Annotated in this window: 22 protein-coding genes and 1 pseudogene; 5 read left to right on the top strand and 18 right to left on the bottom strand. The window is 74.8% G+C overall.

Annotation, left to right across the window (positions count from 1 at the left end):
- Positions 1-129: 129 nt before the first annotated feature.
- The gene (locus EUS26_RS05010) at positions 130-345 is read left to right on the top strand and encodes a helix-turn-helix domain-containing protein (protein ID WP_420329988.1); all 216 of its coding nucleotides are present in this window, start codon (positions 130-132) and stop codon (positions 343-345) included.
- 18 nt (positions 346-363) lie between these two features.
- Here EUS26_RS05010 and EUS26_RS05005 read toward each other — a convergent pair whose 3' ends face one another.
- On the bottom strand, positions 364-909 hold the full coding sequence (locus EUS26_RS05005; protein ID WP_130012093.1) for a hypothetical protein: 546 nt from the start codon (positions 907-909) through the stop codon (positions 364-366).
- Between the two features lie 147 nt (positions 910-1,056).
- Between EUS26_RS05005 and EUS26_RS05000 the strand changes: the two genes are divergently transcribed.
- Complete coding sequence (locus EUS26_RS05000; RefSeq protein ID WP_130012092.1) at positions 1,057-1,827, top strand: LysM peptidoglycan-binding domain-containing protein; 771 nt, start codon at positions 1,057-1,059, stop codon at positions 1,825-1,827.
- Positions 1,824-2,354, top strand: a complete 531-nt coding sequence (locus tag EUS26_RS04995) for an Rv3235 family protein (protein WP_130012091.1) — start codon at positions 1,824-1,826, stop codon at positions 2,352-2,354. The genes EUS26_RS05000 and EUS26_RS04995 overlap by 4 nt, the downstream gene beginning before the upstream one ends.
- Positions 2,355-2,360: 6 nt before the next feature.
- Here EUS26_RS04995 and secA read toward each other — a convergent pair whose 3' ends face one another.
- Positions 2,361-5,093, bottom strand: coding sequence for a preprotein translocase subunit SecA (secA, locus tag EUS26_RS04990; RefSeq protein WP_130012090.1), 2,733 nt, complete (start codon positions 5,091-5,093; stop codon positions 2,361-2,363).
- An 18-nt stretch (positions 5,094-5,111) separates the two neighbouring features.
- Between secA and EUS26_RS04985 the strand changes: the two genes are divergently transcribed.
- Positions 5,112-6,302: a GNAT family N-acetyltransferase gene (locus tag EUS26_RS04985; protein WP_130012089.1), complete on the top strand. Its 1,191-nt coding sequence runs from the start codon at positions 5,112-5,114 to the stop codon at positions 6,300-6,302.
- A gap of 8 nt (positions 6,303-6,310) precedes the next feature.
- On the opposite strand, the gene EUS26_RS04980 is transcribed toward EUS26_RS04985, so the two are convergent.
- The 14 genes from EUS26_RS04980 to EUS26_RS04915 all read right to left on the bottom strand — a co-directional run bounded on the left by EUS26_RS04980 (position 6,311) and on the right by EUS26_RS04915 (position 21,862).
- Positions 6,311-7,519, bottom strand: a complete 1,209-nt coding sequence (locus EUS26_RS04980; RefSeq protein WP_130012088.1) for a winged helix-turn-helix domain-containing protein — start codon at positions 7,517-7,519, stop codon at positions 6,311-6,313.
- Positions 7,520-7,622: 103 nt separating this feature from the next.
- Complete coding sequence (hpf, locus tag EUS26_RS04975) at positions 7,623-8,324, bottom strand: ribosome hibernation-promoting factor, HPF/YfiA family (protein ID WP_130012087.1); 702 nt, start codon at positions 8,322-8,324, stop codon at positions 7,623-7,625.
- A gap of 113 nt (positions 8,325-8,437) precedes the next feature.
- Positions 8,438-9,187 (bottom strand): ComF family protein, encoded by a 750-nt coding sequence (locus EUS26_RS04970; protein ID WP_130012086.1) that lies wholly within the window; start codon positions 9,185-9,187, stop codon positions 8,438-8,440.
- Positions 9,188-9,238: 51 nt separating this feature from the next.
- Positions 9,239-11,014 carry an LpqB family beta-propeller domain-containing protein gene (locus tag EUS26_RS04965; RefSeq protein ID WP_130012085.1) on the bottom strand — a complete coding sequence of 592 codons (1,776 nt, stop codon included), beginning with the start codon at positions 11,012-11,014 and terminating at the stop codon, positions 9,239-9,241.
- Complete coding sequence (mtrB, locus tag EUS26_RS04960) at positions 11,014-12,681, bottom strand: MtrAB system histidine kinase MtrB (protein ID WP_130012084.1); 1,668 nt, start codon at positions 12,679-12,681, stop codon at positions 11,014-11,016. The genes EUS26_RS04965 and mtrB overlap by 1 nt, the downstream gene beginning before the upstream one ends.
- Positions 12,650-13,327 carry an MtrAB system response regulator MtrA gene (gene mtrA, locus EUS26_RS04955; protein ID WP_130012083.1) on the bottom strand — a complete coding sequence of 226 codons (678 nt, stop codon included), beginning with the start codon at positions 13,325-13,327 and terminating at the stop codon, positions 12,650-12,652. The genes mtrB and mtrA overlap by 32 nt, the downstream gene beginning before the upstream one ends.
- A 34-nt stretch (positions 13,328-13,361) precedes the next feature.
- Entirely contained in the window at positions 13,362-14,825 is a 1,464-nt protein-coding gene (gene ahcY / locus EUS26_RS04950) for an adenosylhomocysteinase (RefSeq protein WP_238148814.1), read from the bottom strand.
- Between the two features lie 9 nt (positions 14,826-14,834).
- Positions 14,835-16,265, bottom strand: a complete 1,431-nt coding sequence (locus EUS26_RS04945) for a mycothione reductase (protein ID WP_130012082.1) — start codon at positions 16,263-16,265, stop codon at positions 14,835-14,837.
- 67 nt (positions 16,266-16,332) lie between these two features.
- A complete protein-coding gene (locus tag EUS26_RS04940; RefSeq protein WP_130012081.1) occupies positions 16,333-17,583 on the bottom strand; it encodes a kynureninase in 1,251 nt (416 codons plus the stop codon).
- Entirely contained in the window at positions 17,576-18,448 is an 873-nt protein-coding gene (locus tag EUS26_RS04935; protein ID WP_238148822.1) for a tryptophan 2,3-dioxygenase, read from the bottom strand. The genes EUS26_RS04940 and EUS26_RS04935 overlap by 8 nt, the downstream gene beginning before the upstream one ends.
- Positions 18,449-18,522: 74 nt before the next feature.
- Positions 18,523-19,815, bottom strand: a complete 1,293-nt coding sequence (locus tag EUS26_RS04930) for an SIS domain-containing protein (protein ID WP_130012079.1) — start codon at positions 19,813-19,815, stop codon at positions 18,523-18,525.
- A gap of 18 nt (positions 19,816-19,833) precedes the next feature.
- Complete coding sequence (locus EUS26_RS04925) at positions 19,834-20,049, bottom strand: Trm112 family protein (protein WP_130012078.1); 216 nt, start codon at positions 20,047-20,049, stop codon at positions 19,834-19,836.
- 2 nt (positions 20,050-20,051) lie between these two features.
- Positions 20,052-21,464: a phosphohexomutase domain-containing protein gene (locus EUS26_RS04920; protein WP_130012077.1), complete on the bottom strand. Its 1,413-nt coding sequence runs from the start codon at positions 21,462-21,464 to the stop codon at positions 20,052-20,054.
- Positions 21,465-21,490: 26 nt separating this feature from the next.
- A complete protein-coding gene (locus EUS26_RS04915; RefSeq protein ID WP_130012076.1) occupies positions 21,491-21,862 on the bottom strand; it encodes a DUF3499 domain-containing protein in 372 nt (123 codons plus the stop codon).
- Positions 21,863-21,945: 83 nt separating this feature from the next.
- On the opposite strand from EUS26_RS04915, the gene EUS26_RS04910 reads away from it, so the two are divergent.
- On the top strand, positions 21,946-22,332 hold the full coding sequence (locus EUS26_RS04910; RefSeq protein ID WP_130012075.1) for a metallopeptidase family protein: 387 nt from the start codon (positions 21,946-21,948) through the stop codon (positions 22,330-22,332).
- A gap of 87 nt (positions 22,333-22,419) precedes the next feature.
- Here EUS26_RS04910 and EUS26_RS04905 read toward each other — a convergent pair whose 3' ends face one another.
- Complete coding sequence (locus EUS26_RS04905; RefSeq protein ID WP_130012074.1) at positions 22,420-24,135, bottom strand: DUF5719 family protein; 1,716 nt, start codon at positions 24,133-24,135, stop codon at positions 22,420-22,422.
- Positions 24,132-25,727: pseudogene (locus EUS26_RS04900) on the bottom strand (hypothetical protein); the annotation flags it as partial. The pseudogene EUS26_RS04900 and the gene EUS26_RS04905, both read right to left, overlap by 4 nt.

Raw genomic sequence — 25,727 nt, 5'->3', positions numbered from 1 at the left:
TTCGTCCCTGCCGGCCGGAACCGAACCATAGCGCCCCGCAGGCGTCCGTGGTGCTCTGTCCACAGGCGCCCCCTGGGACGGTCGAGGGATCCGTACCATCGTCATCAGGACCGACGAGAGGAGATGCCCGTGACCGGGCCGAGGTTCCTGACGCTCACCGACGTGGCGGACACGCTCAACGTGTCCCTGTCCCAGGTCAAGGCGCTCGTCCGGTCCGGTGACCTCGCCGGCGTCAAGCTGGGCGGGCGCGGCGTCTGGCGGGTCGAGGCGAGCGAGCTCGAGGCCTACATCCAGCGGATGTACGCGCAGACCCGCGAGTCGCTGCACCTGGGTGACGGCCCCTAGGGCCGACCCGACCGGCGGTCACAGCCGCTGGATGACGGCGATGGCGTCGTAGGGCAGGGCGACCGTCCCACGGACCGCGGTCGAGCGGCGCGGCTCGTCGTCCGCGTGCCGGGCCAGGTCCAGGTGGTCGGCCAGCGCCCGGTCCACCGTGCCGGTCAGGTGGTCGCCGTCGCGGTCGTGCACCCGGACCCGTGCCCGGTCCCGGCCCAGCGCTCGCACCGCATGGCGCAGCCCGAAGCGACGGGGCCGGTCGTCCACCCGCCCGCTCAGGCCCTCGACCGACACGAGCGCGGCCGTCACGAGCAGGCGTTCCTGGTGCGGCGAGGAGCGTTCGTCGCGCAGCAGCACCCAGTCCGGGCCGACGTCCACCAGCCGGCCCTCCAGACGACCCACCCCGCGCACACCCATCCCGACGCCACGGCCCACGTCCGCCGCGAGCCGGTCCCCCAACCGGACCCGGCCCTGCTCGGCGCGGGTGTGCTCGGCCGCCTCGGCCAGCCGCTCGCGTCGGTCGGCCTCGGCCAGCTGGGCCTCCAGGTCCGCGAAGAGCTGCTCCCACCGCACGCGGCCCATCGTGCCACCCGGCGCACCGCCGGAGGAGCGCGTCCACAGGCCTTGACGCCGGGTGGGGCACGTCATACATTTCCGTCAGTGAACACAAATGACCGCAAACGACCATAAAGGTCATAGGGTGGTCAGGGAGGGGACACCATGAGGACGACGTCATCGGACCGGTCAGGGGCACCACCGGTCGGCTGGCGGGCCAGCGCCTGGGGAGGGCTGGGGGGCCTGCTCGCCCTGGGGGCGGCGGCCGGGCTGGGCCGGCAGGCGGTCGCAGGGTGGCCCACCACCGGCACCTCGGGCCCGGGCCAGGCCGTGCTCGCGGCCATGCTCGCGCTGGCCGCCGTCCTGCTCGTCCGGGTCGCGGCCGTCATCCTCGTCGCGGCCTGGGAGGTCCGTCCGGTGACGGGTCCGGTGGCGCCGCGCCGGTCGTCCTCGGCGGCCGTCCGCGTCGCCGCGTCCCTGCTGGTCTGCCTCGCCACCGGGACCGGTGGCGCCGGCGCCGCACCGGTCCCCGCGGTGGTGACCACGGTGGGGGACGACACCGGCCGTGGCGACCGGGGGCCGGCCGCCGAGCAGGCTGCGGAGGGGGTGCCACCTCCCGGTCCGGCGCAGGTCCCCCTGCCGGGGTGGACGCCGGCAGCCGCAGCCTCCCCTCCCCGCCCCCAGGGAGAGGTCGACCTGGTCGGGGGTCGCGACGCGGCGCGCGGGGAGCTGCCGACGCACGTGGTCGTGAGGCGCGGCGACACCCTGTGGGACCTGGCCGGTCGTCATCTCGGCCCCGAAGCCACCTCCGCGGACGTCGCGCAGGAGTGGCCGCGGTGGTACGCCGCGAACCTCGAGGTGATCGGCCCCGACCCCGATCTCATCCTCCCGGGGCAGGAGCTGCGCGTCCCGGGCACCGAGGGGAGCCGAGGATGACCGGCACCGCAGGAGCACCCGGGGTCCTGCACCTGCGGCTCGTGGACGCCGCGGAGCCCGCCGCCGAGGGGGCCGACTGGACCCGCGCGGGCGCGGGGGCTCAGGTCGAGGACGGCGACTTCGTGCAGGGCACCCTGGCGGTCGACTTCCGGCACGAGGCCTACGACAGCTTCTTCGGTCCGCAGGCCACGGCCACCGGCGACCTCCCCGAGGCCCGCGCCTGGGCGGGCCGGACCATCCGGGCCCTGCTCGAGATCTGCGCCGGTGCCCGCCCCGTGGAGCAGCTCTCCCGGTGGCTGGCCCCCGACGTCCGCGAGGGGATCGCGCGGCGGGCCACCCTGGCCCGTCGGCGCGGGCACTGCCGCAGCGGGCCGCCGGTCGTGCGAGCCCTCCTCGTGTGCCACCCTGCCGACGGCGTCTGCGAGGTCGCGGCGGTGGTCCACCTGGACGGGCGGGTCCGGGCGCTGGCCCTGCGCATGAGCGGCGTCGACGGGCGGTGGGTCGTCACCGCCCTGGAGCTGGGCTGAGCCCGGTCAGCTGCGGCCGCGCTGGGCGGCGGCCCGCCGCTGCGCCCGGTTCCCCTGGCCCGGGCCGGCCGGACCCGCTCCCTGCTGCGTCCCGTCGCTGTGGCTGCCGTCGGACCGCACGCTGCTGGCCTGCACGTCGCCTCCCTCGCCGGGCGCGACGAAGGTCAGCCCCTGCCGGGGCGCGGCCTGCTCGGCCTGGGGCGCCCCGCCTGAGGACAGCTGGGCGTGGAAGAGCAGGCGCACCGACTCCTCCTTGATCGCCTCCATGACGGCCTGGAAGAGCTGGTAGCCCTCGCGCTGGTACTCGACGAGCGGCTCGCGCTGCGCCATCGCGCGCAGCCCGATGCCCTCCTTGAGGTAGTCCATCTCGTAGAGGTGCTCGCGCCACTTGCGGTCCAGGACCTGCAGGACGACCCGCCGCTCGAGGTTCCGCATGACCTCCTCGCCGAGCTCGGTCTCCCGCTCGTCGTAGGCGTGCTGGGCGTCGCTGGTCAGCTCCTCGACGAGCAGGTCCGTGGTGACCCCTGCGCGGCTCCCGGCGCGCTCCACCACCTGCTCGATCCCGAGCCCGACCGGGTAGACCTGCTCCAGCTCGTGCCACAGCGCCTCGAGGTCGATCCCGTCGGCCAGCCCCGCGCCGCCCGCGCTGGTGACGTAGTCGCCCACCACGTCGTTGACGAAGTGGCGGACCTGCTCGTGCAGGTCCTCACCCTCGAGGACGCGTCGCCGCTCGGCGTAGATGACCTCGCGCTGCCGGTTGAGCACGTCGTCGTACTTGAGGACGTTCTTGCGGGTCTCGAAGTGCTGGGCCTCGACCTGGCTCTGCGCGCTGGCGATGGAGCGCGACACGATCTTGGACTCGATGGGCACGTCGTCCTGCATACCCGAGGTCGACATGACCCGGTCGACCAGCGCGGCGTTGAACATCCGCATGAGGTCGTCCTGCAGGGACAGGTAGAACCGGGACTCCCCGGGGTCGCCCTGTCGGCCGGCCCGACCCCGCAGCTGGTTGTCGATGCGCCGCGACTCGTGCCGCTCGGTGCCGAGGACGTAGAGACCGCCGAGCTCGGTGACCTCCTCGTGCTCGGCCTCGACCGACGCCTCGGCCTGGGCGAGGGCGTCGTCCCACGCCGCCTCGTACTCCTCCGGGGTCTCGTGCGGGTCGAGCCCGCGGGCCTGCAACGCGGCGACCGCCCGGAACTCGGAGTTCCCGCCGAGCATGATGTCCGTGCCCCGCCCGGCCATGTTGGTCGACACGGTGACCGCACCCTTGCGTCCCGCCTCGGCCACGATGGAGGCCTCCCGCTCGTGGTGCTTGGCGTTGAGCACCTCGTGCCGGACGCCCCGCCGGCGCAGCTGCTCGGACAGGTACTCCGACTTGGCGACCGAGGTGGTCCCGACGAGGACCGGCTGGCCCGCCCGGTGACGCTCGACGATGTCGTCGACCACCGCGCCGAACTTGGCCTCCTCGGTGCGGTAGACGAGGTCCGGCATGTCCTGGCGGATCATCGGCTTGTTGGTGGGGATCGACAGCACGCCGACCTTGTAGATCTGGTGCAGCTCGGCGGCCTCGGTCTGCGCGGTGCCGGTCATGCCGGCGAGCTTGTCGTACATCCGGAAGTAGTTCTGCAGGGTCACCGTGGCCAGGGTCTGGTTCTCGTTCTTGATCTCCACCCCCTCCTTGGCCTCGATCGCCTGGTGCATGCCCTCGTTGTAGCGCCGGCCCGGCAGGATGCGGCCGGTGTGTTCGTCGACGATCATGACCTGGCCGTCCATGACGACGTAGTCCTTGTCGCGGGTGAACAGCTCCCGGGCCTTGATGGCGTTGTTGAGGTAGCCGATGAGGGGGGTGTTGGCCGACTCGTAGAGGTTGTCGATGCCGAGGTAGTCCTCGACCTTCTCGATGCCGCGCTCCAGCACGCCCACGGTCTTCTTCTTCTCGTCGACCTCGTAGTCCCCGCTGGACTCGATCCCGCGCAGCGGGTCCGCGGCCTCGCCGCGCTCCAGCCGCCCGACGACCTTGGAGAACTCGGTGTACCACTTCGTCGCCTGGTCGGCCGGGCCGGAGATGATGAGCGGCGTGCGGGCCTCGTCGATGAGGATGGAGTCGACCTCGTCGACGATCGCGAACTGGTGCTCGCGCTGCACGAGGTCCTTGAGCGAGGTCGCCATGTTGTCGCGCAGGTAGTCGAACCCGAACTCGTTGTTGGTGCCGTAGGTGATGTCCATGGCGTACTGCTCGCGGCGCTGCGCGGGCGTCATCGAGGACAGGATGCAGCCGGTCTCCAGACCCAGGGCGCGGTGCACGCGGCCCATGAGCTCGGACTGGTACTGCGCGAGGTAGTCGTTGGTGGTGATGACGTGCACGCCCCGGCCGGTGAGCGCGTTGAGGTAGGAGGGCAGCGTCGCGACCAGCGTCTTGCCCTCACCGGTGCGCATCTCGGCGACGTTGCCCTGGTGCATCGCGGCCCCACCCATGAGCTGCACGTCGAAGTGACGTTTGCCGATGGTGCGCTTGCTGGCCTCGCGCACGGCGGCGAACGCCTCGGGCAGCAGCTGGTCCAGCGTCTGGCCGTCGGCCAGGCGCGCCTTGAACCGGTCGGTCTCCTCGCGCAGCTCCGCGTCGGACAGCCCCTCGAAGTCCTCCTCGAGGGCGTTGACCTGCTTGGCGACGGTCTCCAGGCGGCGCAGCGCGGACTTCTCGCCGGCACGCAGCATCTTCTCGAACAGGTTCGGCACGCGTCTAGGCTAACCGGCATGGCTGAGGATGCCGCATCGAGCGCGGGCCCGGTGCGTCAGCGGGAGGGGCTGCGCATCGTGCCGCCGCACGACGGGCACACCGGGCTGCTGGTGGGGCTGGGGGCCGACGAGCAGGCGCGCCGGTGGGGTGACGCGGTCCCGGTCCGGGACGCGACCGCGGCCCGTGCCTGGGTGGGCGTCGCCCGCGAGGCGTGGGCCGGGAGGCAGCGGTGGGCGCCCCGCCGCTGGGTCGTCGAGGTCGCCCAGGAGGCCGCCCAGGGGGCCACCCCCGGCACCGCGGCCCCGGCATGGCGTCCGGCGGGGACGGTGGAGTACCGGCCGGACGGGCACGGGGGCGCCGAGGTGGGGTACGCCGTGCACCCGGACCACCGGGGCCGAGGGGTCGCCACGCAGGCGCTCGGCCTGGCCCTCGACCACGCCTTCGCCGAGGACGAGGTGGTGCTCGCGCGGTGGCGGGCCGAGGTGGGTCACTGGGCCTCCCGGCGGGTCGCCTGGCGGCTCGGGTTCTCCGTGCCGGCGCAGGTCCGCGGGCTGCTGCCGGGGTGGGGCCAGGACCGCGCCCCCCGTGACGGGTGGTGGGCCACGCTGCACCGGGACGACCCGCGGGAGCCGGCCTACCCGTGGCGGCAGGTCCCGGTGCTGGCCGAGCAGGGCGGCGACCTCCGCCTGCGTCCCTGGCGCGCCGACGCCGACGACACCGCTGCGCTGATGTCCGTGGACGACGTGGCCCGGCAGTGCGTCGGTCCGCTCCCGCCGGGGCCCGGGGAGGAGGCCGTGCAGGCCTGGACGAGGGGTCGGCTCGAGTCGGCCGTGCTCGGGCACAGCCTGACCTGGTGCATCGCCGACGCCCGCTCCGACGCTGCGCTCGGCAGCATCTGCCTGTTCGACCTGGTGGACCCGTGCGCCCACGGGTGCGCCGAGGTCGGCTCCTGGCTGCTCCCCGCCGGCCGAGGCCGGGGGGCGGTGACCCGGGCGTTGGGCCTGGTGACCCGGTATGCCGTGGCCGAGCTCGGCGTGCACCGGATCGCCGCCCGGACCGACGAGCGCGACGCCGCCTCGCACCGCGCGCTCCTGCGGGCCGGCTTCCGGTGGACGGTCACCGAGCCGCAGTCGCGCGTGGACGAGCGGGGCGGCGAGCGGCACGGCACCGCCCGCTTCGCCCTGCTCACCGAGCCGTCGGCCGGGTGAGGCGGCGCTCAGCCGACGGGCAGGTCCACCCGCCCCAGGCCCAGCCAGCCGGCCATCGCCTCCAGCTCGGCCAGCAGCCGGGGCGCGGCCCGCGACACCTCGGTGCCGGGCTCCCAGTGCACGGCCCTGGCCAGCAGCACCCCGGCCTCCCGGTCCGCCTTGAGGTCGACCCGTCCGACCAGGTGCTCGTCGAGCAGGAAGGGCAGGACGTAGTAGCCGTGCACCCGCTGGGGGGCGGGCACGTAGATCTCGAGGCGGTAGCGGAAGTCCCAGAGCTGCTCGACCCGCTCGCGCTGCCACACCAGCGAGTCGAACGGGCTGAGCAGGGCGGCACCCTCGACCCGACGTGGCCGGCGGGCCTGCGGGTCCAGCCACACGGGCCGGTCCCAGCCGCGCACCTGCACCCGCTCCGCGCGACCCTGCTCCTCCAGGACCTGCAGGGCCGCCGGGACGACCGGTCCGCGCACCCGGAAGTAGTCGGCCAGGCACCGCATGCTGCCCAGCCCGTGCGCGCGCAGCGAGACGGCCAGCAGCTCGACCACCGACTCCAGCTCGTCCGGGGCGTCGCCCTCCCCCGGCGCGCGTCGCACCACCTCGGGCGGCAGCACCCGCTCGGTGAGGGCATACCGCCGCTCGAACTGGCTGGTGCGCCCGGCGCTGGTGAGGTCGCCGGTCGCGAAGAGGGACTCCAGCGAGGTCTTGACCGCTGACCAGTTCCACCCCCAGTGGTCGTTGCGGCGGGTCGCGCCGTGCGGCAGGTGCACCTCCACCTCCCGGGCGGTCGACGGGCCGTGCTGCGCCACCACGTCGACGACGGCGTCGAGCAGACCGGGATGCTGCTCGCGCAGCTCCTGGCGGCGGGCGAGGACGCGGGGACGGCGCATCCGGAAGCCGAGCAGCGGCCAGGTCTGCACCGGCACCAACGAGGCCTCGTGCGCCCAGACCTCGACCATCCGACGCCCCGTCCGGGACCGGCCGTGCCGGCCGGACCCGTCGCGCATCCGGTCCAGCAGCGCCGTGTCGTAGTCGCCCAGCCGGGAGAAGAAGGGCAGGTAGTGGCTGCGGGCGAGCACGTTGACGCTGTCGATCTGGACGACGCCGAGACGGTCGAGCACCCCGGTCAGCTGGCGGGTGCCGGGCGCCTCGGGCCGGGGGCGACCGAGACCCTGCGCCGCGATCGCGATGCGGCGGGCCTGGGCGCGGGTGAGGGTCAGCACACCGACCAGCCTGCCAGGGGCCACCGACGGACCGGCCCCGGGGACACCTCGTGCAGGTGCTCCCCGGGGCCGGTCCGTAATGGTCGCGGCGACCCGTCCGCCCTCAGGAGGCGACCGCCTCGGTCCGCTCGCCGGCGGCCCCGTCGCCGTCACTGTCGGTCCCGGCGTCGACGCAGTCCAGGCGCAGCACGCCGTAGGACCATCCCCGGCGGCGGTAGACCACGCTCGGCCGGTCGGCGTCGGCGTCGTGGAAGAGGAAGAACTCGTGGCCGACGAGCTCCATCTGCGACAGCGCCTCACCCACGGTCATGGGCGGGGACGCGTGCACCTTCTCCCGAATCTCGATCGGGCTGTTGCCGCGGGTCTGCAGCGCCTCGTCGACGGCCTCCTCGGGGCTGCGGCCGGTGGTCTGCTCGTCGCTGTCGTCCGGCGTCGCGAGGGGGTCGGTCGGCAGCCCGAAGGTGGCCTCGGCGACGGAGGGCAGGCGGTGCTTGCCGGTGTGGGAGACCCGCCGCTTGTCACCCAGCCGCCGCAGCCGCTCGGTGAGCTTGCCCATCGCGAGGTCGAGCGCGGCGTACTCCTCGTCCGCGGCGGCCTCGGCGCGGACGACCGTCCGGTGGACGTAGCAGGTGATCTCGCAGCGCTCGGCCTCCTTGGCCTGGCGGGGGTTGGACTCGTGGGTCAGCACCACCTCGGTGCGGCGCACCCGGGGGGCCAGCTGCGGGACCTTGTCCAGCTTGTCCTCGATGTGGCGGCGGAAGCGCTCGGGCACGTCCCGCTTGCGACCAGTCACGCTGAGTTCCATCAAAAACCTCCATGCAGGGCGGTGTGGTTCGGGGTATGGCGTCGGCTGAGACGCCTGCTCTCGTCCGGCCTCACCCCCTCACAGCTGCTCGCGAGGTGCTCCATGAACCCACACTAGTCCGGCCCACCCGCGGGCGGTAGCGCGGGCCGCCGCGCGGTCGCGGACCGGCGGGGTGTCGCGGCCACGGTGGCCGCCACCACCCCTCCCGTCCCCGCCTCCCGCAGCGCCCGGGCGCACTCCGCCAGCGTCGCCCCGGTGGTGACGACGTCGTCGACGACGACGCAGGGGACGCCCGCGAGCGCGCCCGCGAGCCCGGGGCGCAGCCGGACGGCGCCGCCCAGGTTGGCGGCCCGCTGCCTGGCCGAGAGCCCGGCCTGGTCGGCGACGGTGCGGGTCAGGACGAGGGCCGGGACCACGGCGCGCCGGGCCCCGGCGGCCACGACGGCGAGCTCGCGCACCGGGGACCGGCCCCGCGCACGGGTGCTGGACCGTGCCGAGGGGGCGGGGAGCACGGCCACCGGCGAGGACGCCAGGACGGCGTCCCGGTGCTCGGGCGATCCGGCGAGCGCGGAGCCCACCGCCCTCCGGAGCACCGCGCCGAGCACCGGGGTGAGGTCCACCCGGTCCTGCTCCTTCCAGGCGACCACGACCGCGGGCACGACACCCTCGTAGGCGGGGCCGGACCAGGTCGGCGGGAAGCCCGGCGGGCAGGGCGTGGGGCGCCAGGGCCGAGGCCCGGTCAGGCCCAGCTGCCACCGGCAGTCGGGGCAGAGCCGGTGCGCCGCCCGCCCGCAGCCGGCGCAGCCGGCCGGGGCCACCAGCTCCAGCAGCGCCCGCAGGTCCTCACCCGGGCGCCACGGCATACCCCAGGGTCGCAGGGTGGAGGCCCCCGGTGCCGCTGTCCACAGCCTGGCTCAGCCGCCCGGGACGACCACCTGGTCGGCGTTGCGGACGGGCTGCCAGCCGCGCTGCCCCTCGGGGACGTAGACCCCGCCGTCCTGGGTCCGGGCGATGACCTGGACGCCGGTGACCCTCGGGACGGGGACCGCGTCGACGAGGCCCGGCAGCTCGCCCAGGTGCTCCAGCCAGCCCCCCAGCCGCAGCCGGAAGGCCTGGGGCTCGACGTCCCCCTGCCGCTGCCCGACGACGACCAGCTCGCCCGCCGCGCCCCAGTGGGCCGCGGTGACGTCGCGCAGGTGAGCGGCCACCGGCAGCGGTGCGGTGAGCTCCCGGGGCCGGCCCGCGGAGTCCCGGACGATGCCGCTGACCAGCAGGCGGTGCACCACCGGCTCCTCCGTGTCGGTCTGCGCCGGGCCCACCACGAGGGCGGCCCTGCTGCCGTCCGGGGAGATGGACACCATGTGCACCCGGTCCTCGTCCTCGAGCCAGTCGGCGGTGACCGGTCGCGCCACGGAGTCCAGCTGGGCGGCGTCGACCACCCAGACGCGGGGGGTCTGGCTGCTGCGGTGCACCCCACCGACCCAGAACGCCCCCTGCGGGTCGACGGCCGGGGCGCTCAGGCCGTCACCGATGCCCTCGTTGGTGTAGACCCGCTCGCCCCGCCAGCGGCGGAACGCGGTGCCGTCGACCGACACCGCAGCCAGGTCGTCCATCCCGTCGGTGGCGGCCAGCCCGGTCCAGCGCAGCTCTACCTGCGGCAGGTCGACGTCGTCGGGCGCGTCCAGGTCGCGCAGCGCGTACTGGGAGGGATCGACGAGGGTCAGCTCCTCGCCGACCCGGAGCAGCACCTGCGAGACCTGCCGGTCCACGTCGGAGTACGGCAGCTCGGTCGTGGCGGTGATCGGCCCCTCGGCACCGTCCAGCCGCAGCGGTTGGCCGGAGGCCTGCACGTCCACCCCGGCCACCGAGGTGAGCCCGAGCAGGCTGTGGGCCAGCTGGCTGCTGAGGCCGTCGGCGCGGGTCTCGTCCTGGGCCAGCGTCGCGCCCTGCAGGTTGACGGTGGCGACGAGCGTGGAGGGGTCGACCGGCACCGCCGGTGTCGCCAGCCGTACCGACTCGTTGGCGGCGGTGGAGACGGCGCCCTCCAGGTAGCCCGGCAGCGGCGCGAGCTGGGCCCGGGTGACCGCGGTGGGCAGCCCCTCGCTGTCGGCCAGCCAGCGCAGCTCGGGGACGAAGACGTCCTCCTGCGTGTTGAGGTAGGACAGGACGGTCGGGCGGAAGGAGCGCTCGAAGGCGGTGTCGGAGAGCCAGAGCCCGGAGTCGTCCGGGAAGGTGCTGATGCGCGCCTCCCCCCCGACCTCGGTGAGGTCGAAGGTCTGGGTCAGCGACTGCGGGGCCTGCTCGGTGAGCCGCCCGTCGGCGTCGACCCGGCCGACGACCTGCAGCTCCACGCTGACCTCGTCCTCGTCGACGAGGGTGATCTCGGCGTCACCCGTGTAGACGAGGACGCTCGCGGTCGGCACCCAGCTGCTGGCCAGCTCGGAGGTGAGGTAGGACCGGGACACGTCGTCGTCGCCGGCGAAGCCCTCGCTGGCCCGCAGGAACCCCTCGACGATCTCGACCGGCCCGGCGCCGGGCGGGGCAGGGGGGAGCAGCCGGTCGACCTCGCGCTCCGACTGCTGTGAGACCGGCAGACCGGCCCGGGGCGCCGACGTGGTCGGGAGCTGGCCGGAGCAGCCGGTGAGGACCAGCGCGGTCGCGGCAAGCAGCGCGGTCAGGGGTCGGGGCATCAGTCGTCCTCCCAGGTGGCCAGGGCCAGCACCACCGGCGGCACCTGGGCGTCGCGGGCGGCGGTGGCGCCGCCGTCGGCCCCGGGTCCGGACGGCACCGCGGGGGGTGGGTCGGCGATGACGTGGGTATGGGCGCGCGGCAGCAGCAGCCGGAAGCAGGCCCCCTCGCCGGGCCGGCTGCCCACCTGCAGCCACCCGCCGTGGACCCGGGCGTCCTCCTGCGCGATGGCCAGCCCGAGCCCCGTGCCGCCGGTGGTGCGGGTGCGGGCCGGGTCGGCCCGCCAGAACCGGTCGAAGACCTGGTGCAGCTGCTCCTCGGTCAGGCCGATCCCGTGGTCGCGCACGCTCACCGCCACCACCTGGGCGTTGCACGCGACGGTGACGTCCACCGGGCGCCCCTCACCGTGCTCGACGGCGTTGGTGAGCAGGTTGCGCAGGATGCGGGAGACCCGGCGGCCGTCCATGCACACCTCGACCCGTTCCCCCGGCACGTGCACCCGCAGCACCGTGCCGACCTTCTCCGCCAGGGCCTCCACCCCCTGCACGGCGGCGAGGACGGTCGGCAGGATGTCCTCCTCGTGCCGCTCGACGGTGGCCGCCCCGGAGTCGAAACGGCTGATCTCCAGCAGCTCGGCGAGCAGCTCCTCGAAGCGGTCCATCTCCTGGTCGAGCAGCTCGGCGGACCGGGCGACCGGCGCCGCGAAGTCCTCCCGGGAGGCGTGCAGCACGTCACCGGCCATCCGCATGGTCGTCAGCGGCGTGCGCAGCTCGTGCGAGACGTCGGAGACGAAGCGCTGCTGCAGCTGGGACAGCGAGCGCAGCTCGCGGATCTGGTGCTGGATGGAGTCGGCCATCGTGTTGAACGACGTCGCGAGCTGGGCGATCTCGTCGTTGCCGACGACGGGCAGGCGTTCGTCCAGGTGGCCCTGCGCCACCTCCTGGGACGCCTTGGCCACCTCCTCCACGGGCCGGGTGACCATGCGGGTCGCCAGCAGCGCCAGCCCCACCGCCAGCGCCACGAGTCCGAGGCCGCCGAGGAGGAAGAGCTGGCGGACGAGGTCGAGGGTCTCCTGCTCCCGGAGCAGGGGGTAGACCAGCACCAGGTCGTAGGGGCCGGCGCGCAGGAGCGAGACCCGCGACCCGACGACCACGGAGGTCACCCCCTCCTGTTCCTCCCCGAGGGGCACCGGGACCACCATGACCTGCTGGTTGGCCGGGTCCTGGGCGATCGCCTCCTGCAGCGTCGGGGGGATGTCCTCGGCGGCCACCCCGGTGGACATGCGCTCCACCACGCCGCTGGTGTTGCTCAGGGCCGGGAGCAGCAGGGCACGTCGCCCGTCCGCCGCCGAGGGGCCGCTCATCGACTGGAGCTGCTCCTCCGCCAGGCCCCGCAGCCCGCTGTCGTCCCGGCGGTCGGTGGAGTCGAAGGCTCGCTGGGCGGTGGCCACCTGCTGGGAGGCGTCCCGCTCCGCGCTGTCGACGGCCTGCTCGACCAGGCCGCGGGAGATCTGCTGGTAGAGGAGGCTGCCCAGGAGGACGGCGAGCAGCGAGCCCAGCAGCACGGTCGACGTGACGACCCGGGCCCGCAGGGAGCCCCGCCACCAGGTCAGCACCCGACGTCCGGCGCCGAGCTGCTCAGGGGTGTCCGGCCTTGTACCCGACGCCACGCACCGTCACCACGATCTGGGGGTTCTCCGGATCCTTCTCGATCTTGCTCCGCAGCCGCTGCACGTGCACGTTGACCAGCCGGGTGTCGCCGGCGTGGCGGTAGCCCCACACCTGCTCCAGCAGCGACTCGCGGTCGAAGACCTGGGAGGGCTTGCTCGCGAGCGCCACGAGCAGGTCGAACTCCAGCGGGGTCAGCGGGATCTGGTCGCCGTCGCGGGTGACCTGGTGCCCCGCCACGTCGATGAGCACGTCCCCCACCTGCAGCCGGGTGTCGTCACCGGTGTCGGTGCGCCGCAGCCGGGCACGGATCCGGGCCAGCAGCTCCTGGGGCTTGAACGGCTTGACGACGTAGTCGTCGGCGCCCGCCTCCAGGCCGAGGACGACGTCCTTGGTGTCGGTGCGGGCGGTGAGCATGACGACGGGGATCCCGGACTCGCCGCGCAGCTCACGGCATACCTCGATGCCGTCCTTGGAGGGGAGCATGACGTCGAGGAGCACCAGGTCGGGGCGGAACTCGCGGAACATCGGCATGGCCCGCCCGCCATCGGCGCAGCTGGCGACCTCGTAGCCCTCCTTGCGCAGCACGATGCCGAGCATCTCGGCGAGGGCCTGGTCGTCGTCGACCACGAGTACTCGAGCGCTCACGGGTTCCTCCTGCGTCGTCGCCCCTGCACCGGCATCAGTAGCGGTAGTGCTCGGGCTTGTAGGGGCCGGCCACGTCGACCCCGAGGTAGCTGGCCTGCTCCTTGGTGAGCTCGGTGAGGTCGGCGGCCACCGAGCCCAGGTGCAGGCGCGCGACCTCCTCGTCGAGCTCCTTGCGCAGCGTGTGGACGCCCAGCGGGTATGCCTCGACCCGGGTGTGCAGCTCGATCTGGGCGAGCACCTGGTTGGCGAAGCTCGTGGACATGACGAAGCTCGGGTGCCCGGTGGCGTTGCCGAGGTTGAGCAGGCGCCCCTCGGACAGCACGATGATGGAGCGACCGTCGGCGAAGGTCCACTCGTGCACCTGCGGCTTGATCTGCACCCGCTGCACGTCCGGCACCCGGGCCAACCCGGCCATGTCGATCTCGTTGTCGAAGTGCCCGATGTTGCCCAGCACCGCCTTGTCCTTCATCGCCGCCATGTGCTGGGGCGTCACGACGTCCTTGCACCCGGTCGCGGTGATGACGAAGTCCGCGGCACCGACGACGTCCTCGAGCCGGGCGACCTGGTAGCCGTCCATCGCGGCCTGCAACGCGCAGATGGGGTCGATCTCGGTGACCACCACCCGGGCGCCCTGGCCGCGCAGCGCCTCCGCGCAGCCCTTGCCGACGTCGCCGTAGCCGCAGACGACGGCGACCTTGCCCCCGATGAGCACGTCGGTGGCCCGGTTGAGGCCGTCGACGAGGCTGTGCCGGCAGCCGTAGGTGTTGTCGAACTTGCTCTTGGTCACGGCGTCGTTGACGTTGATGGCCGGGAAGAGCAGCTCACCGGCCTCGTGCAGCTGGTAGAGCCGGTGCACCCCGGTGGTCGTCTCCTCGGACACCCCCCGGATCCCCTCGGCGACCCGGGTCCAGCGCTGCGGGTCCTCGGTCAGGGAGGTCCGCACCGTCTCCAGGATGACCTTCCACTCCTCCGGGTCCTCCTCCTGCGGGCTGGGGACGGCTCCCTGCCGCTCCCACTCCCTGCCCTTGAGCACGAGCAGCGTGGCGTCCCCGCCGTCGTCGAGGATGAGGGTGGGGCCGGCCCCGTCCGGCCACCGCATGATCTGCGTGGTGCACCACCAGTAGTCCTCCAGCGTCTCCCCCTTCCAGGCGAAGACGGGGACGCCCTGCGGGTCCTCGGGGCTGCCCTGCGGCCCGACGACCACCGCGGCCGCGGCCTCGTCCTGGGTGGAGAAGATGTTGCACGAGGCCCACCTCACCTCGGCCCCGAGCGCGACGAGGGTCTCGATGAGCACGGCGGTCTGGACGGTCATGTGGAGCGACCCGGCGATCCGGGCACCGGCCAGCGGCTGCTCGTGGGCGAAGCGCTCGCGCAGGGCCATCAACCCGGGCATCTCGTGCTCGGCCAGCCGGATCTGGTGGCGTCCCTGCTCGGCGAGCGCCAGGTCACGGACCCGGTGCTCGAGCGCGGCGCCGGCCGTCGTCATGGTGTCGGACATGGGGTCATGCTACGTGGCGGCCCCGACGTCCTCCGGCACCCGCAGGCCCAGCAGGGCGTTCTCCAGCACCTCCGAGAGCGCCGGGTGGATCCAGTACTGCCCCCGCGCGAGCTCGTGGGCGGTGACCGACGGGCCCATGCTCAGGGCCTGGATCGCGGGCTGGATGAGGGTGCTGGCCATGGGCCCCATGGCGTGCACGCCGAGCAGCCGCCCGGTCGCCGCGTCGCCGACCGCCTTCAGCAGGCCGGTGGTGTCCTCCATCGCCCAGCCGTACGCCGTGTCCCCGAACCGCTGCACCTTGGTGGTCACGGCATACCCCTCGTCGTGCGCCTGCTGCTCGGTGAGGCCGACGCAGGCCATCTGCGGGTGGGTGAAGACGGCGGCCGGCACGAACCGGTGGTCGAAGGCCCGCAGGTCGTCGGGGTGGGCGAGGTTGTGCGCGACCGCCCGCGCCTCGTGGTTGGCCACGTGCTTGAGCTGGTGCTCCGAGGAGGCGTCGCCGAGCGACCACACCCCGGCGACGTCGGTGCGCCCGAACCGGTCGACGGCCACCCGGCCGTCGTCGTGCCGGCGCACACCGGTGTGCTCCAGCCCCAGGTCGTGGGTGTCCGGGGTGCGGCCGGTCGCGACGAGCAGCACCTCGCCGCTGACGACCGACCCGTCGGTGAGGGTGAGCTCGATCTCGGACTCCCCCTGGGTGATGCCGACCCCCTCGACCCCGGTGCGGACGTCCCACTGCGCCCGCGCCAGGTCGGTCCACGCGGCGGCCAGCTCGCCGTCCAGGGCGCGCAGGAGACCGTCTCCCCGGTTCACGATGCGGACCGCCACCCCGAGCGCGGAGAAGATGTGCGCGAACTCCGCCGCGATGTAGCCGCCCCCGAGGATGACCAGGCTGGCCGGCAGCTCGGGCAGCCGCATGACGGTGTCCGAGGTGTGGAAGGGCACGCCGGCGTCGAGGACGACCTGGGGGACGTGCGGTCGTGAGCCGGTGGCGATGACGATCTGGTCCCCGGTGATCCGGTGCACCGAGCCCAGCTCGTGGTGGCCCCCGGGCCGGGTGATCTCGATCTCCAGCTCGTGGTCGGAGACGAACCGGGCGTGCCCGAGGTAGGCCTCCGTGTCCTCCCCGTCGACCCGGTAGTCGCGGCCCCCGTCGCTGATGGGGTCGATGCGGCCGAACACGCGGTCGCGGATGTCGGCCCAGCGCACCTGGTCCAGGGTCGCGTCGATGCCGAACCGCGCGGCGTCCCGGATCGTGGACGCCACCTCCGCGGCGTAGACGAACATCTTCGTGGGGATGCACCCGACGTTGAGGCAGGTGCCGCCGAAGACGCCGCCCTCCACGACGGCGATACGCCGCCCCTGCAGCTCGGGGGTGACCAGCGAGTTGCCGGAGCCGGTGCCGATGACGACGAGGTCGTAGTGGGAGGAGTCGCTCACCCGGCCAGCCTAGATCGGGCCGTGCGCGCGGTCGCAGCGGAGGGGCTCAGCCCCCACGGTCCGCCCCTCAGGCCGGCTGGCTGCGCTCGAGCTCCTCCCGGACGGCCTCCAGCCCGCGCCACACCTCGACGAAGCTGGTGGACAGCGGTGAGAGGCCCAGGCGCAGCCCGTCCGGCGAGCGGAAGTCCGGGATGACCCCCCGCGCCCACAGGCGGGGACAGACGTCCTCGAAGGCCGGGTGGCGCAGGGTGAGGTGCCCGCCGCGCCGCTCGTGCGCCCGGGGGCTGGCGACGACGACGCCCAGCTCGGCGGGCCAGGACTCGACGACGGACCAGGCCAGGTCGGTGAGCAGCAGCGACTTGCGCCGCACCTCCTCGATCCCCGCCTCGGCGAGCATCTGCGCCCCGAGGCGCACCGGCACCATCCCGACGATCGGCGGGGTCCCGCTGACGAGGGACCGGATGCCCGCGGCCGGCTGGTAGCCCTGCTCCATCCGGAAGGGGTCGCGCCGGCCCATCCACCCCTGCACCGGCTGCCGGAGGGTCGGGAGGTCGTGGTGGCGGCGGGCGAGGTAGGCGTGGGCCGGCGCGCCCGGCCCCCCGTTGAGGTACTTGTAGTCGCAGCCCACGGCCGCGTCCCAGCCCCACTCGTCGGCCCGCACAGGCACCGAGCCGGCGCTGTGGCAGGTGTCCCAGAGCACGAGCGCCCCGGCGTCGTGGACGATTTCGGTGATGGGGGACGTGTCGGCGACGAAGCCGGACCGGTAGGCGACGTGCGAGAGCAGGACCACCCCGGTGCGCTGGCCGACGACCTCGGCCACCTGCTCGGGCGTCACGCCGGCGGCCGGGTCGACGTCGATCCAGCGCAGGGTGAGGTCGCGCTCGGCCGCGACGCCCTCGGCGACGTAACGGTCGGTCGGGAAGTTGTCGGTGTCGAGCACCAGCTCGCGACGGCCCGGGTCGAGCGCCAGCTGGTGGTCGACGAGCGCCCGGAGCACCTTGTAGAGGAGCACCGTGGTGGAGTCGGCGACCACGGTCTGGCCGGGCTCCGCGCCCAGGGCGGCGGACCCGACGAGGTCCCCCACCTCTTCCGGCCACCGCATCCACCCCTCGTCCCAGGAGCGGATGAGGCGGGTCCCCCACTCCTCGCGGACGAAGCGCTCCATCTCCGCCGCCGCCCCGGCGACCGGCCGGCCCAGCGAGTTGCCGTCGAAGTAGGCGACGACGCCCTCGGCGCGCTCGAAGCGCGGCACGAACCGTGCGAGCGTGTCCTGGGCGTCGAGCTCCTGCGCGCGCTGCAGACCGGTGGTCTCACCCACGGCCGTCACCTCCGTGGTAGCCCTCGTGGGCGACGTCCGCCTCGACGATCGCGGACCGGACGTCGTAGAGCTCGGGGAAGAAGGTCAGGTCCAGCGCGCGCCGCAGGAACGGCACCCCGCTGGAGCCCCCCGTGCCCCGCTTGCTGCCGATGATGCGCTCCACCGTCTTGAGGTGACGGAAGCGCCATACCTGGAAGTTGTCCTCCAGGTCGACGAGCTCCTCGGCGGTCTCGTACTCAGCCCAGAACCGCTGCGGGTCGGCGTAGACGCGTCCCAGCGCCGCGACCACGCCGGGGTGCGGGTGGTAGGGCTGCGCGACGTCCCGCTCCAGGACCTCCGCCGGTATGGCGTGCCCGCGCCGGGCCAGCCAGGCCAGCACCTCGTCGTAGAGGCTCGGCTCGTGGAGCAGCCGCGACAGCTCGGCGTGCTGCGCCTCGTCGTGGGCGAACACCGGCAGCATCCCCGCGTTCTTGTTGCCGAGCATGAACTCGACCGCGCGGTACTGCCAGCTCTGGAACCCCGACCCGGTGGCGAGGTAGGCGCGGAACTGGGCGTACTCGCTCGGGGTGAGCGTCGCCAGCACCGACCACTGCTCGGTCATGGAGGCCTGGATGTGCTTGACCCGGGCGATCCGCTTCAGCGCCTGCCGGTGGTCGTCGGCCGCGAGCAGGGCGCGGGCGCTCGTGAGCTCGTGGATGACCAGCCGCAGCCACAGCTCGGTCGTCTGGTGCTGGATGATGAACAGCAGCTCGTCGTGCTGGGGCGGCGACGCGCGGGGGTGCTGCGCGGACAGCAGGGTCGGCAGGTCGAGGTAGGCGCCGTAGGAGAGGTTCTGCCCGAAGTCGCGCTCGATGCCACCCTCCAGGTCGCGCTCGGCCCGGGTGTGCCGGGCGACCGGGTCCTCGCCGTGCGGCCGGTCCGCCGCGGGCTCCGGCCCGCTCACCGGGTGCGGTCCCGCAGGTCGGCCACGTGCGGGGACACCGAGGGGTCCAGCCCCAGCCCGATGGCGAGATAGGTCGCGGCGAAGTCCACGGCGGCGACGTGGTCGGCGAGCCGGACGATCGGAGGGCCGCTCTCGGCCTGGACCTCCATGACCCGGACGCCGGCCTCCCGGGCCGTGCTGAGCACCGCGTCCGTCAACGCCTCCGCCTGCACCGACTCACGGGTCGCCGGCTCCACCGGGGCGTCCCGCAGCATGAGCAGCCCCAGCCGCGGCGGGGCCGGCCCGTCGAGGTAGGGGTCGGCGAAGACGTCGTCCCGGCGGGCGCCGTCGCCGGGCCCGGTGGGCCGCTCCATGAGCTCGCCCTCCGGCTCGGCGAAGTGGTGCGGCTCCCACCGCGAGGTGTCGATGTCGCCCAGGCGGATCCGCGCGTCGTCGTAGGTGCCCGGGCGGCGGCCGCCGATGGCGGTGTAGGGACCGTCGAAGCAGGCGACGATGCCGCTCGCGGCGTCGGGCAGCTCGCCGAAGGTGGCGGGGACGCGGGCGGTGCGCGCCAGCATCGAGGCCGCGCGGGCCGCCGCCACGCCGCCGAGCGGGCCGTCCCCGAGGACGACCGGGACGGTCTCGGCCAGCTGCACGGCGAGCACCTTGGCCGGGTTGACGAACGCGTCGGAGGAGGGACGGAACTCCTCGGCGCGGGTGTCCAGCCGGTCGGCGACGCCGACGATCATCTCCGGGGAGGCCTCGAGCAGACCGAGACGGTCGGCCCCGATGAGGACCGGCGTCAGCAGGGTCCACAGCGCCGTCCGCGAGCTGGTCCGCCCCCCGGTGCCGACCCCGACGTGCACGCCGCGAGCGCGCCGGCACACCTCGGCCAGCGGCGAGTCGTCGGCACCGACGGTGAGCAGCATGGCGCCCCGGCGCGCCGCCTCGGCGGCCACGGCCAGCGGCCCGGGCGCGCGCCCGGACAGCGACACGGCCACGACGAGGTCCATCGGGCCCACCCACCCCGGCAGCGGCAGGTTGCGTCGGGCCTGGACGGGCACCGGCGAGCCGGGCTCGGCGAGCAGCTCCAGGACCTCGGCGACGATCGAGGAGCCGCCGATGGCCGCCACCAGGACCGATCTCGGCCGCTCGCTGCTGGCCAGCCGGTCGATCCCGGCCTCCTCGGTCAGCGTCATCGCCTCTCGCACCTGCGCGCCCGCGCTGGCCAGCGCGCGCAGGGTGTCCCGCGAGTCCTTGCGGGCCAGCTCGTCCGGGTCGTCCAGCAGCGCTTCGTCGATGTAGGGCACGAGACCTCCGCAGCCTTCTCAGTCGGTGAGGTCGACGACGTCGGCGTCGTCGACCAGGAGCACGGGGATGCCGTCCCGCCAGGGGTAGCGCCGACGCCGACCCGGTGCCCCGCAGTCCTCGGCGCACTGCAGCACGGGGTGGCCGTCCTGGTCGGTCTCGTCGACGAGCTCGTGCTGCCCCACGGGGCAGCGCAGGATGCTGCGCACCCAGGGGTCGTACTCCGGTCGCGCCACCTTCAGGCCTCCTGTCTCACCAGCGCCAGGACGGCGTCCCGGACCCGGCCCATCGTCTCACCGTCCCGCGCCTCGACGTTGAGCCGCAGCAGCGACTCGGTGTTGCTGGCCCGCAGGGACACCCACCAGAAGGGGTCCCCCTCGTTGCTCATGAGCAGACCGTCCCCCTCGACCTCGCGGGCCCCCTCGTCGCTCGCCCACCGCCGCACCCGCTCGACGGCAGCCGCGACGTCGCCCACCCGGCTGTTGATCTCGCCGGAGGCGGCGTAGCGGTCGAGGGGCGCGAGCAGGGCCGAGAGCGGCCCGTCCTGCCGCCCCAGCGCGGCCAGGACGTGGAGGGCGGCGAGGAGCCCGCTGTCGGCGTACCAGAAGTCGCGGAAGTAGTAGTGGGCCGAGTGCTCGGCCCCGAAGACCGCCTCGTGCTGCGCCATCCGCGCCTTGACGAAGGAGTGGCCGACGGGTGAGCGCACGAGCCGCACGCCCAGCTCGTCCATCGTCTCCAGCACGCCACGGGAGACGACCGAGCCGTGGACCACGGCGATGTCCTCGGGCCGGCGTCCGGCCCCGACGTCCCGGGCGACCTCACGGGTGGCGATGAGGGTCGCCACCGCGCTGGCGGGCACCTGCCGGCCCCGCTCGTCGACCAGCACGACCCGGTCGGCGTCGCCGTCGAAGGCCAGACCGAGGTCGGCTCCCGAGGCCACGACGGCCTCCTGGAGGTCTCGCACGTTGGCGGGGTCGAGGGGGTTGGCGTCGTGGTGGGGGAAGGTGCCGTCGAGGTCGAAGTAGAGCGGGTCGACGGTGAGCGGGAGGCCCTCGATGCCCAGCACGGCGGGGACCGTCAGCCCGGCCATGCCGTTGCCGGCGTCGACGACGAGGCGCAGCGGGCGGACGCCCTCCAGGTCGACGAGGGAGTGCAGGTGGGCGGCGTAGTCCGGCAGGACGTCGAGGTGCCGCAGGGTCCCCCGCGGGCCGGTGGGCAGGGTGTGCAGGTCGCCCCGGTCGAGGAGCCACTGGGCGAGGTCGCGGATCTCGCCCAGGCCGGACTCCTGGCCGACCGGGCGGGCCGCGCCGCGGCACAGCTTGATGCCGTTGTAGCCCGCGGGGTTGTGGCTCGCCGTGACCATGGCCCCGGGCTCGTCCCGGGAGCCGCTGGCGTAGTAGAGCGCGTCGGTGGAGCAGAGCCCCACCAGGGTGGCGTCCACCCCGTGCTCGCGCAGCCCGTCGGCGAAGGCGTCGGCCAGCCCGGGGGAGGTCTCACGCATGTCCCACCCGAGGACCGCCCCGCGGTGCCCCTCCGGCAGGACGACCACCTGCGCGAACGCGGCGCCGAGGACCCGGGCGACCTCAGGGGTCAGCGGCTGGGGCGTGCGGCCCCGGATGTCGTAGGCCGTGATGACGTCGGCCACCTGCATGTCGTGCTCCGTCCGCGGGCCGGTGGTCAGCGGTCGCGCAGGACCCGAAGGTGACCACGACGGGCGATCTCGGTGACCGTCGCACCCTCCCGCTCGGCAGCGGCGCCGGGGTCCACCCGCACGATGGTGCCGCGGTGCTCGCGGACGGCGTCGGCGAGGGCGGCCAGGTCGTCCACCGGCGGGCGGGGCTCGCCCTCGGGCAGCTCCAGCCGCACCACGTCCCAGCCGCGCGGGGCGGTGAGCCGCGTGGCGTGCTCCTCGCAGAGGTCGTAGCTGTGCGGCTCGGCGTAGGTCGCCAGCGGCCCCAGCACGGCGGTCTGCTCCGCGTAGACGTAGGTGAGCGTCGACGTGGCGGGGCGGACGCACGCCGTCTTCGAGCACTGGCGAGTCAGGGTCACGCCCGACACTCTAGGCGTCCGCACCCACCAACCTGCGGTGCCACCCCGTCCCGGGCGGTGCCCGGTGCCCTAGGGTCACGCTCATGACGACGCGTCGGGACCGCCGTGGGCACGGGCTGCGGGGACCGCTCGCCCGACCGGGCGTCCCGGTCATGCGGACCCGCCGGGACCGCTTCGACGAGCTCGTGCTGGACGCCGTCGAGACGCTCGAGCGCCGCCTGGACACCACGCTCGGTCTCGAGCTCGCCGTCGAGGAGGTGCCGCCCTCGGACCCGGCGCCCTGGGAGCACGGCGTGGCGCTGGGGCGGTTGTTCCCCGCCGAGCGCGACGTGCCGGCGCGTCTCGTCGTCTACCGCCGCCCGGTCGTGCACCGGGCCGCCGACGAGACCGAGCTGGCCGCCCTCGTCACCGAGGTGGTCGTCGAGCAGGTGGCCCGCATGCTGGGGCGGGACCCCGACGACCTGGTCTGAGAGGGGGCCGGTCGGGCCGGTCCGGTCCGGTCGGGCCGGTCCGGTCCGGTCGGGCCGGTCGGACCGGTCGGACCGGTCGGACCCTCGTCAGGGCAGCACGCTGGAGACCTGGCTGACCTCGCGGGTCCACGGCACCGGGCGCAGGGTGGTCGCGGCGAGGTAGGGACCGAGATCGTCCTGGCCGGTGAGGTGCAGCGCGGCGGCGACTCCCGGCATGGCCGGCCGGGCGGGTCGGACCCAGAGCGCGGTCGTCCCCTCGGGCACCTCGACCAGCGCGCTGGAGTCGTTGCCCAGCTCGACCGTCCTCGACGTGGTGCCTCCCTCCCCGGTCCGCAGGAGGACCTCCGCCGTGGTGGCGTCGAGCCCGACGAGCGACAGCTGCAGCCGGGCCCCCGGGACGTCGGCGAGGTCCGGGACGGCCATGCCCACTGGCTGGGTGGAGAGGGAGGTCGCCGGCAGCCAGGCGAGGTCGCCGGCGGGACGTATCACCTGGGGCCGGTCGCCGGGGGCCCTGGTGGTCGAGACGGCGTCGTCGGCACCGGGCCGGGCGGTGGCCGTCGCGTCCTCCGCGGGGGCGTCGTCGGCGGGGGTCGCCCGGACCTGCAGCGCTGCCGTGACCGGGACGTCCGAGCGCAGCCGCAGGCCGGCCGCGCCGTCGGCGAGCTCGTCCAGCGGCACGTCGGTGGTCGACCCGGCGGCCACCCGCACGGCCGCGGTCCTGGGCGTCACCCGACCGGCCTCGGTCAGGACACCGAGCTCCACGACCGCCGGAGCCTCGGGCGCCAGCACCCGCAGGACGAGGTCCGTGGGCTCACCGGCGGGCACGGCGGGGACGACCAGGTCGCGCGCCGGGGTGGCCGCCGGGGAGGTGACGGCCACGCCCAGCTCGGTGGTGCCGTCCCGGTAGGTCTCGACCAGCTGGGCCGCGACCGGGCCGCCCTCCGCGCTCACCCTCAGCGCGGGTGCCTCGACGCCGCCGGCCAGCGCGTCGAGCGGTCGCACCAGCCGGTCACCCGGCGCCACCACGAGCCCCGAGCCTCCGGTGACGCGGACCGGCCCGTCCTCGCCCCGCAGCTCCAGGTCGACGCGCACCGGGTCGGCCCCGGGGTTGGTGAGCACGAGGCTCTCGGTCCGTCCCGCCGCCGGTCCCCCGGCCAGCACCCAGTGCTCCTCCCCGGGCTGGACGCACCCGGACAGGCCGATCCCGCGCGGCGCGCTGCCCCCGGCCACGCTCCCGGCGTCATCCTCGCCCCCGTCGGCCTGCTCCCCGTCGGTGTCCTCGTCGGCCTCGCCGGCACCCTCGTCGCCGTCGCTGCGGGCTCCCGGCCCGGGACCGACCAGGACCTGCCCGGCCACCAGCCCCGGCGCGGCACCCCCGGTGGCGGTGACCGACGCCGAGGCCTCGGTCTCCAGCCGCGCGGAGGCCGGCTCCCCACCGTGGACGAACGGCACCGGGTCCGCAGGAGGGCCCTGTGGGCCCAGGAGGTCCAGGCCGCCCGTCCCCGCCCCTCCAGGGGCCACGAGCTGCTCCGGCGCCGTCACGGCTCGCACCTGCCCGGACAGGACGTCGTGTCCTGCACAGCCCAGGGCGGCCTGCTCGACGAGGACCGCCTCGGCGTCGTCGACGACGGGGCCGGAGCGGGTCGCCGCGTCCGTGCTGGCGGTCCCGTCTGCACCCCAACCGCCGGGCAGCGTCGCGGTCCAGGCGAGGGCGGCCACGGCGGCCGCCCCCAGCGCCGTCCTCAGCCACGGGACGCGCGGGCCCGGGTCGGTGGTCCCGTCGGTGGTCCCGTCGCTGCTCACCGCGCCTCCTCGGACCGGTCCTCGGTGCGCCCGACCGGCAGGGCGAGGAACGCCGTCAGCGCGGCGAGCACGAGCGCCACGAGGTGCCGGACCAGCCCGGGACGGTCGAGCTCGACCTCGACGGTGTGCCGGCCCTGCGGCAGCGGGACGCGGGCCGGGTCCTCGACCTCGACCCTCCGGCCGTCGACGAGGACCCGGCCTGCGTCAGCCCACCCGGCGGCCTCGGCGACGGCCAGCACGCCACCGGCCGGGACGTCGACCCGACCCGAGGCCTGGCCGTGCGGGCCGTCCGTCGGCACCGTCACGGGGTCGTCGCCGTCGTCGTCCAGCACCCGGGTGCGGGCGGGTCCGCCGTCGACCATGCGCCACAGGACCGAGCCCTCGGGGCTGGAGACCCGGCTGAGCCCGGACACCCGGTCCAGCTCGCCCGTCGACGGATGGGTCTCGTCCGCCTCCAGCAGCACATAGCCGACCCCGAGGCCCAGCAGCCGCTCCTGGGCCTCATCCGCCGGGGCACCACCGACCAGGGCCCCGACGACCTCCTGCACCGCCTCCTGCTGGGGCCGGGGTGCGGGGGTGCCCAGCTCGACGGTCCGGTCGCGCTGGAGGCGCGCCGGCTCCGGCTCGGCGCCCTGGAGGTCGACGACGAGCCCCTCGCCCTCAGGACGCAGCAGGAGGGTGCGCAGGGCCTCGGGCCCGTGCGCCTGCTCGACCGCGACGGCGGGCAGCGGGTGCTGAGCCACCCGCAGGGCCGGCCGGTCGAAGGTCCACACCGCCGACACCGCCACGACGAGCGGGGCCACGAGCATCACGACCGCCGCCGCTGCCGCGGGCCGGGCGACCCGCCGCGGACGTGCGGCACTCAGGAGGGCGTCGACGGTGACGGCTGCGGCCAGCAGCAGCGCCGCCCCGGCCAGCGACAGCAGCGACCCGGCCCACAGGGTGACCGACAGACCCTGCTCGGGGTGCCCCTCCGGCAGGACGCCCAGCGCGGTCCGGGCCGCCAGCTGCGCCACGACCAGGACGGCGAGGGCACCGAGGACGAGCGCGCCGGCCCGACGCCCGGCGCGGCCGGGCAGCAGCAGGCCCGCGAGCGCCGCCAGCCACCAGGACGCGACCAGCCACGGGAGCACACCACCGCCCCCGGCGCCCCCCGGGTCCAGCAGCAGGTGCCGCCACAGGGGTGCGGGGGACGGGAGGCCGGACCCGGCGCTGGTGGCGCCCGCGCCCCCGAGCAGACGAAGCGGTTCCGCGGCCAGGGCGCCCCACCACGGCAGCATGAGCACCCAGGGCAGTGCCGCGACGACGGCCCCGCGCCAGCGCGCGGCCCCCCGGCCCGCCACGAGGACGACGACCCCGGCACCGCTGCCGACGAGCAGCACCGTGGGCACCCACTGGGCGGCGAGGGCCAGGCCCAGGGCGGTGGCGAAGGCGGCCGCGGCCCGGCGGGGCCGGGTCCCGCCGGCGTCCGGCTCTGCTCGGTCACGGTGCTCCTGGCGTGGGGGCTGACCACCCTGGCCGCCATCGTGGCCGGGGTCGAGTGGCAGCTCGCGCTGCTCATCGGCGCGCTGCTCGTGGTCACCGGCCCGACC

Source organism: Serinicoccus sediminis, assembly GCF_004153545.1.
GTDB classification, from domain to species: domain Bacteria; phylum Actinomycetota; class Actinomycetes; order Actinomycetales; family Dermatophilaceae; genus Ornithinicoccus; species Ornithinicoccus sediminis_A.
Note: the sequence above shows the minus strand (reverse complement) of the source record. Positions and strands in the feature narration are given on the sequence as shown.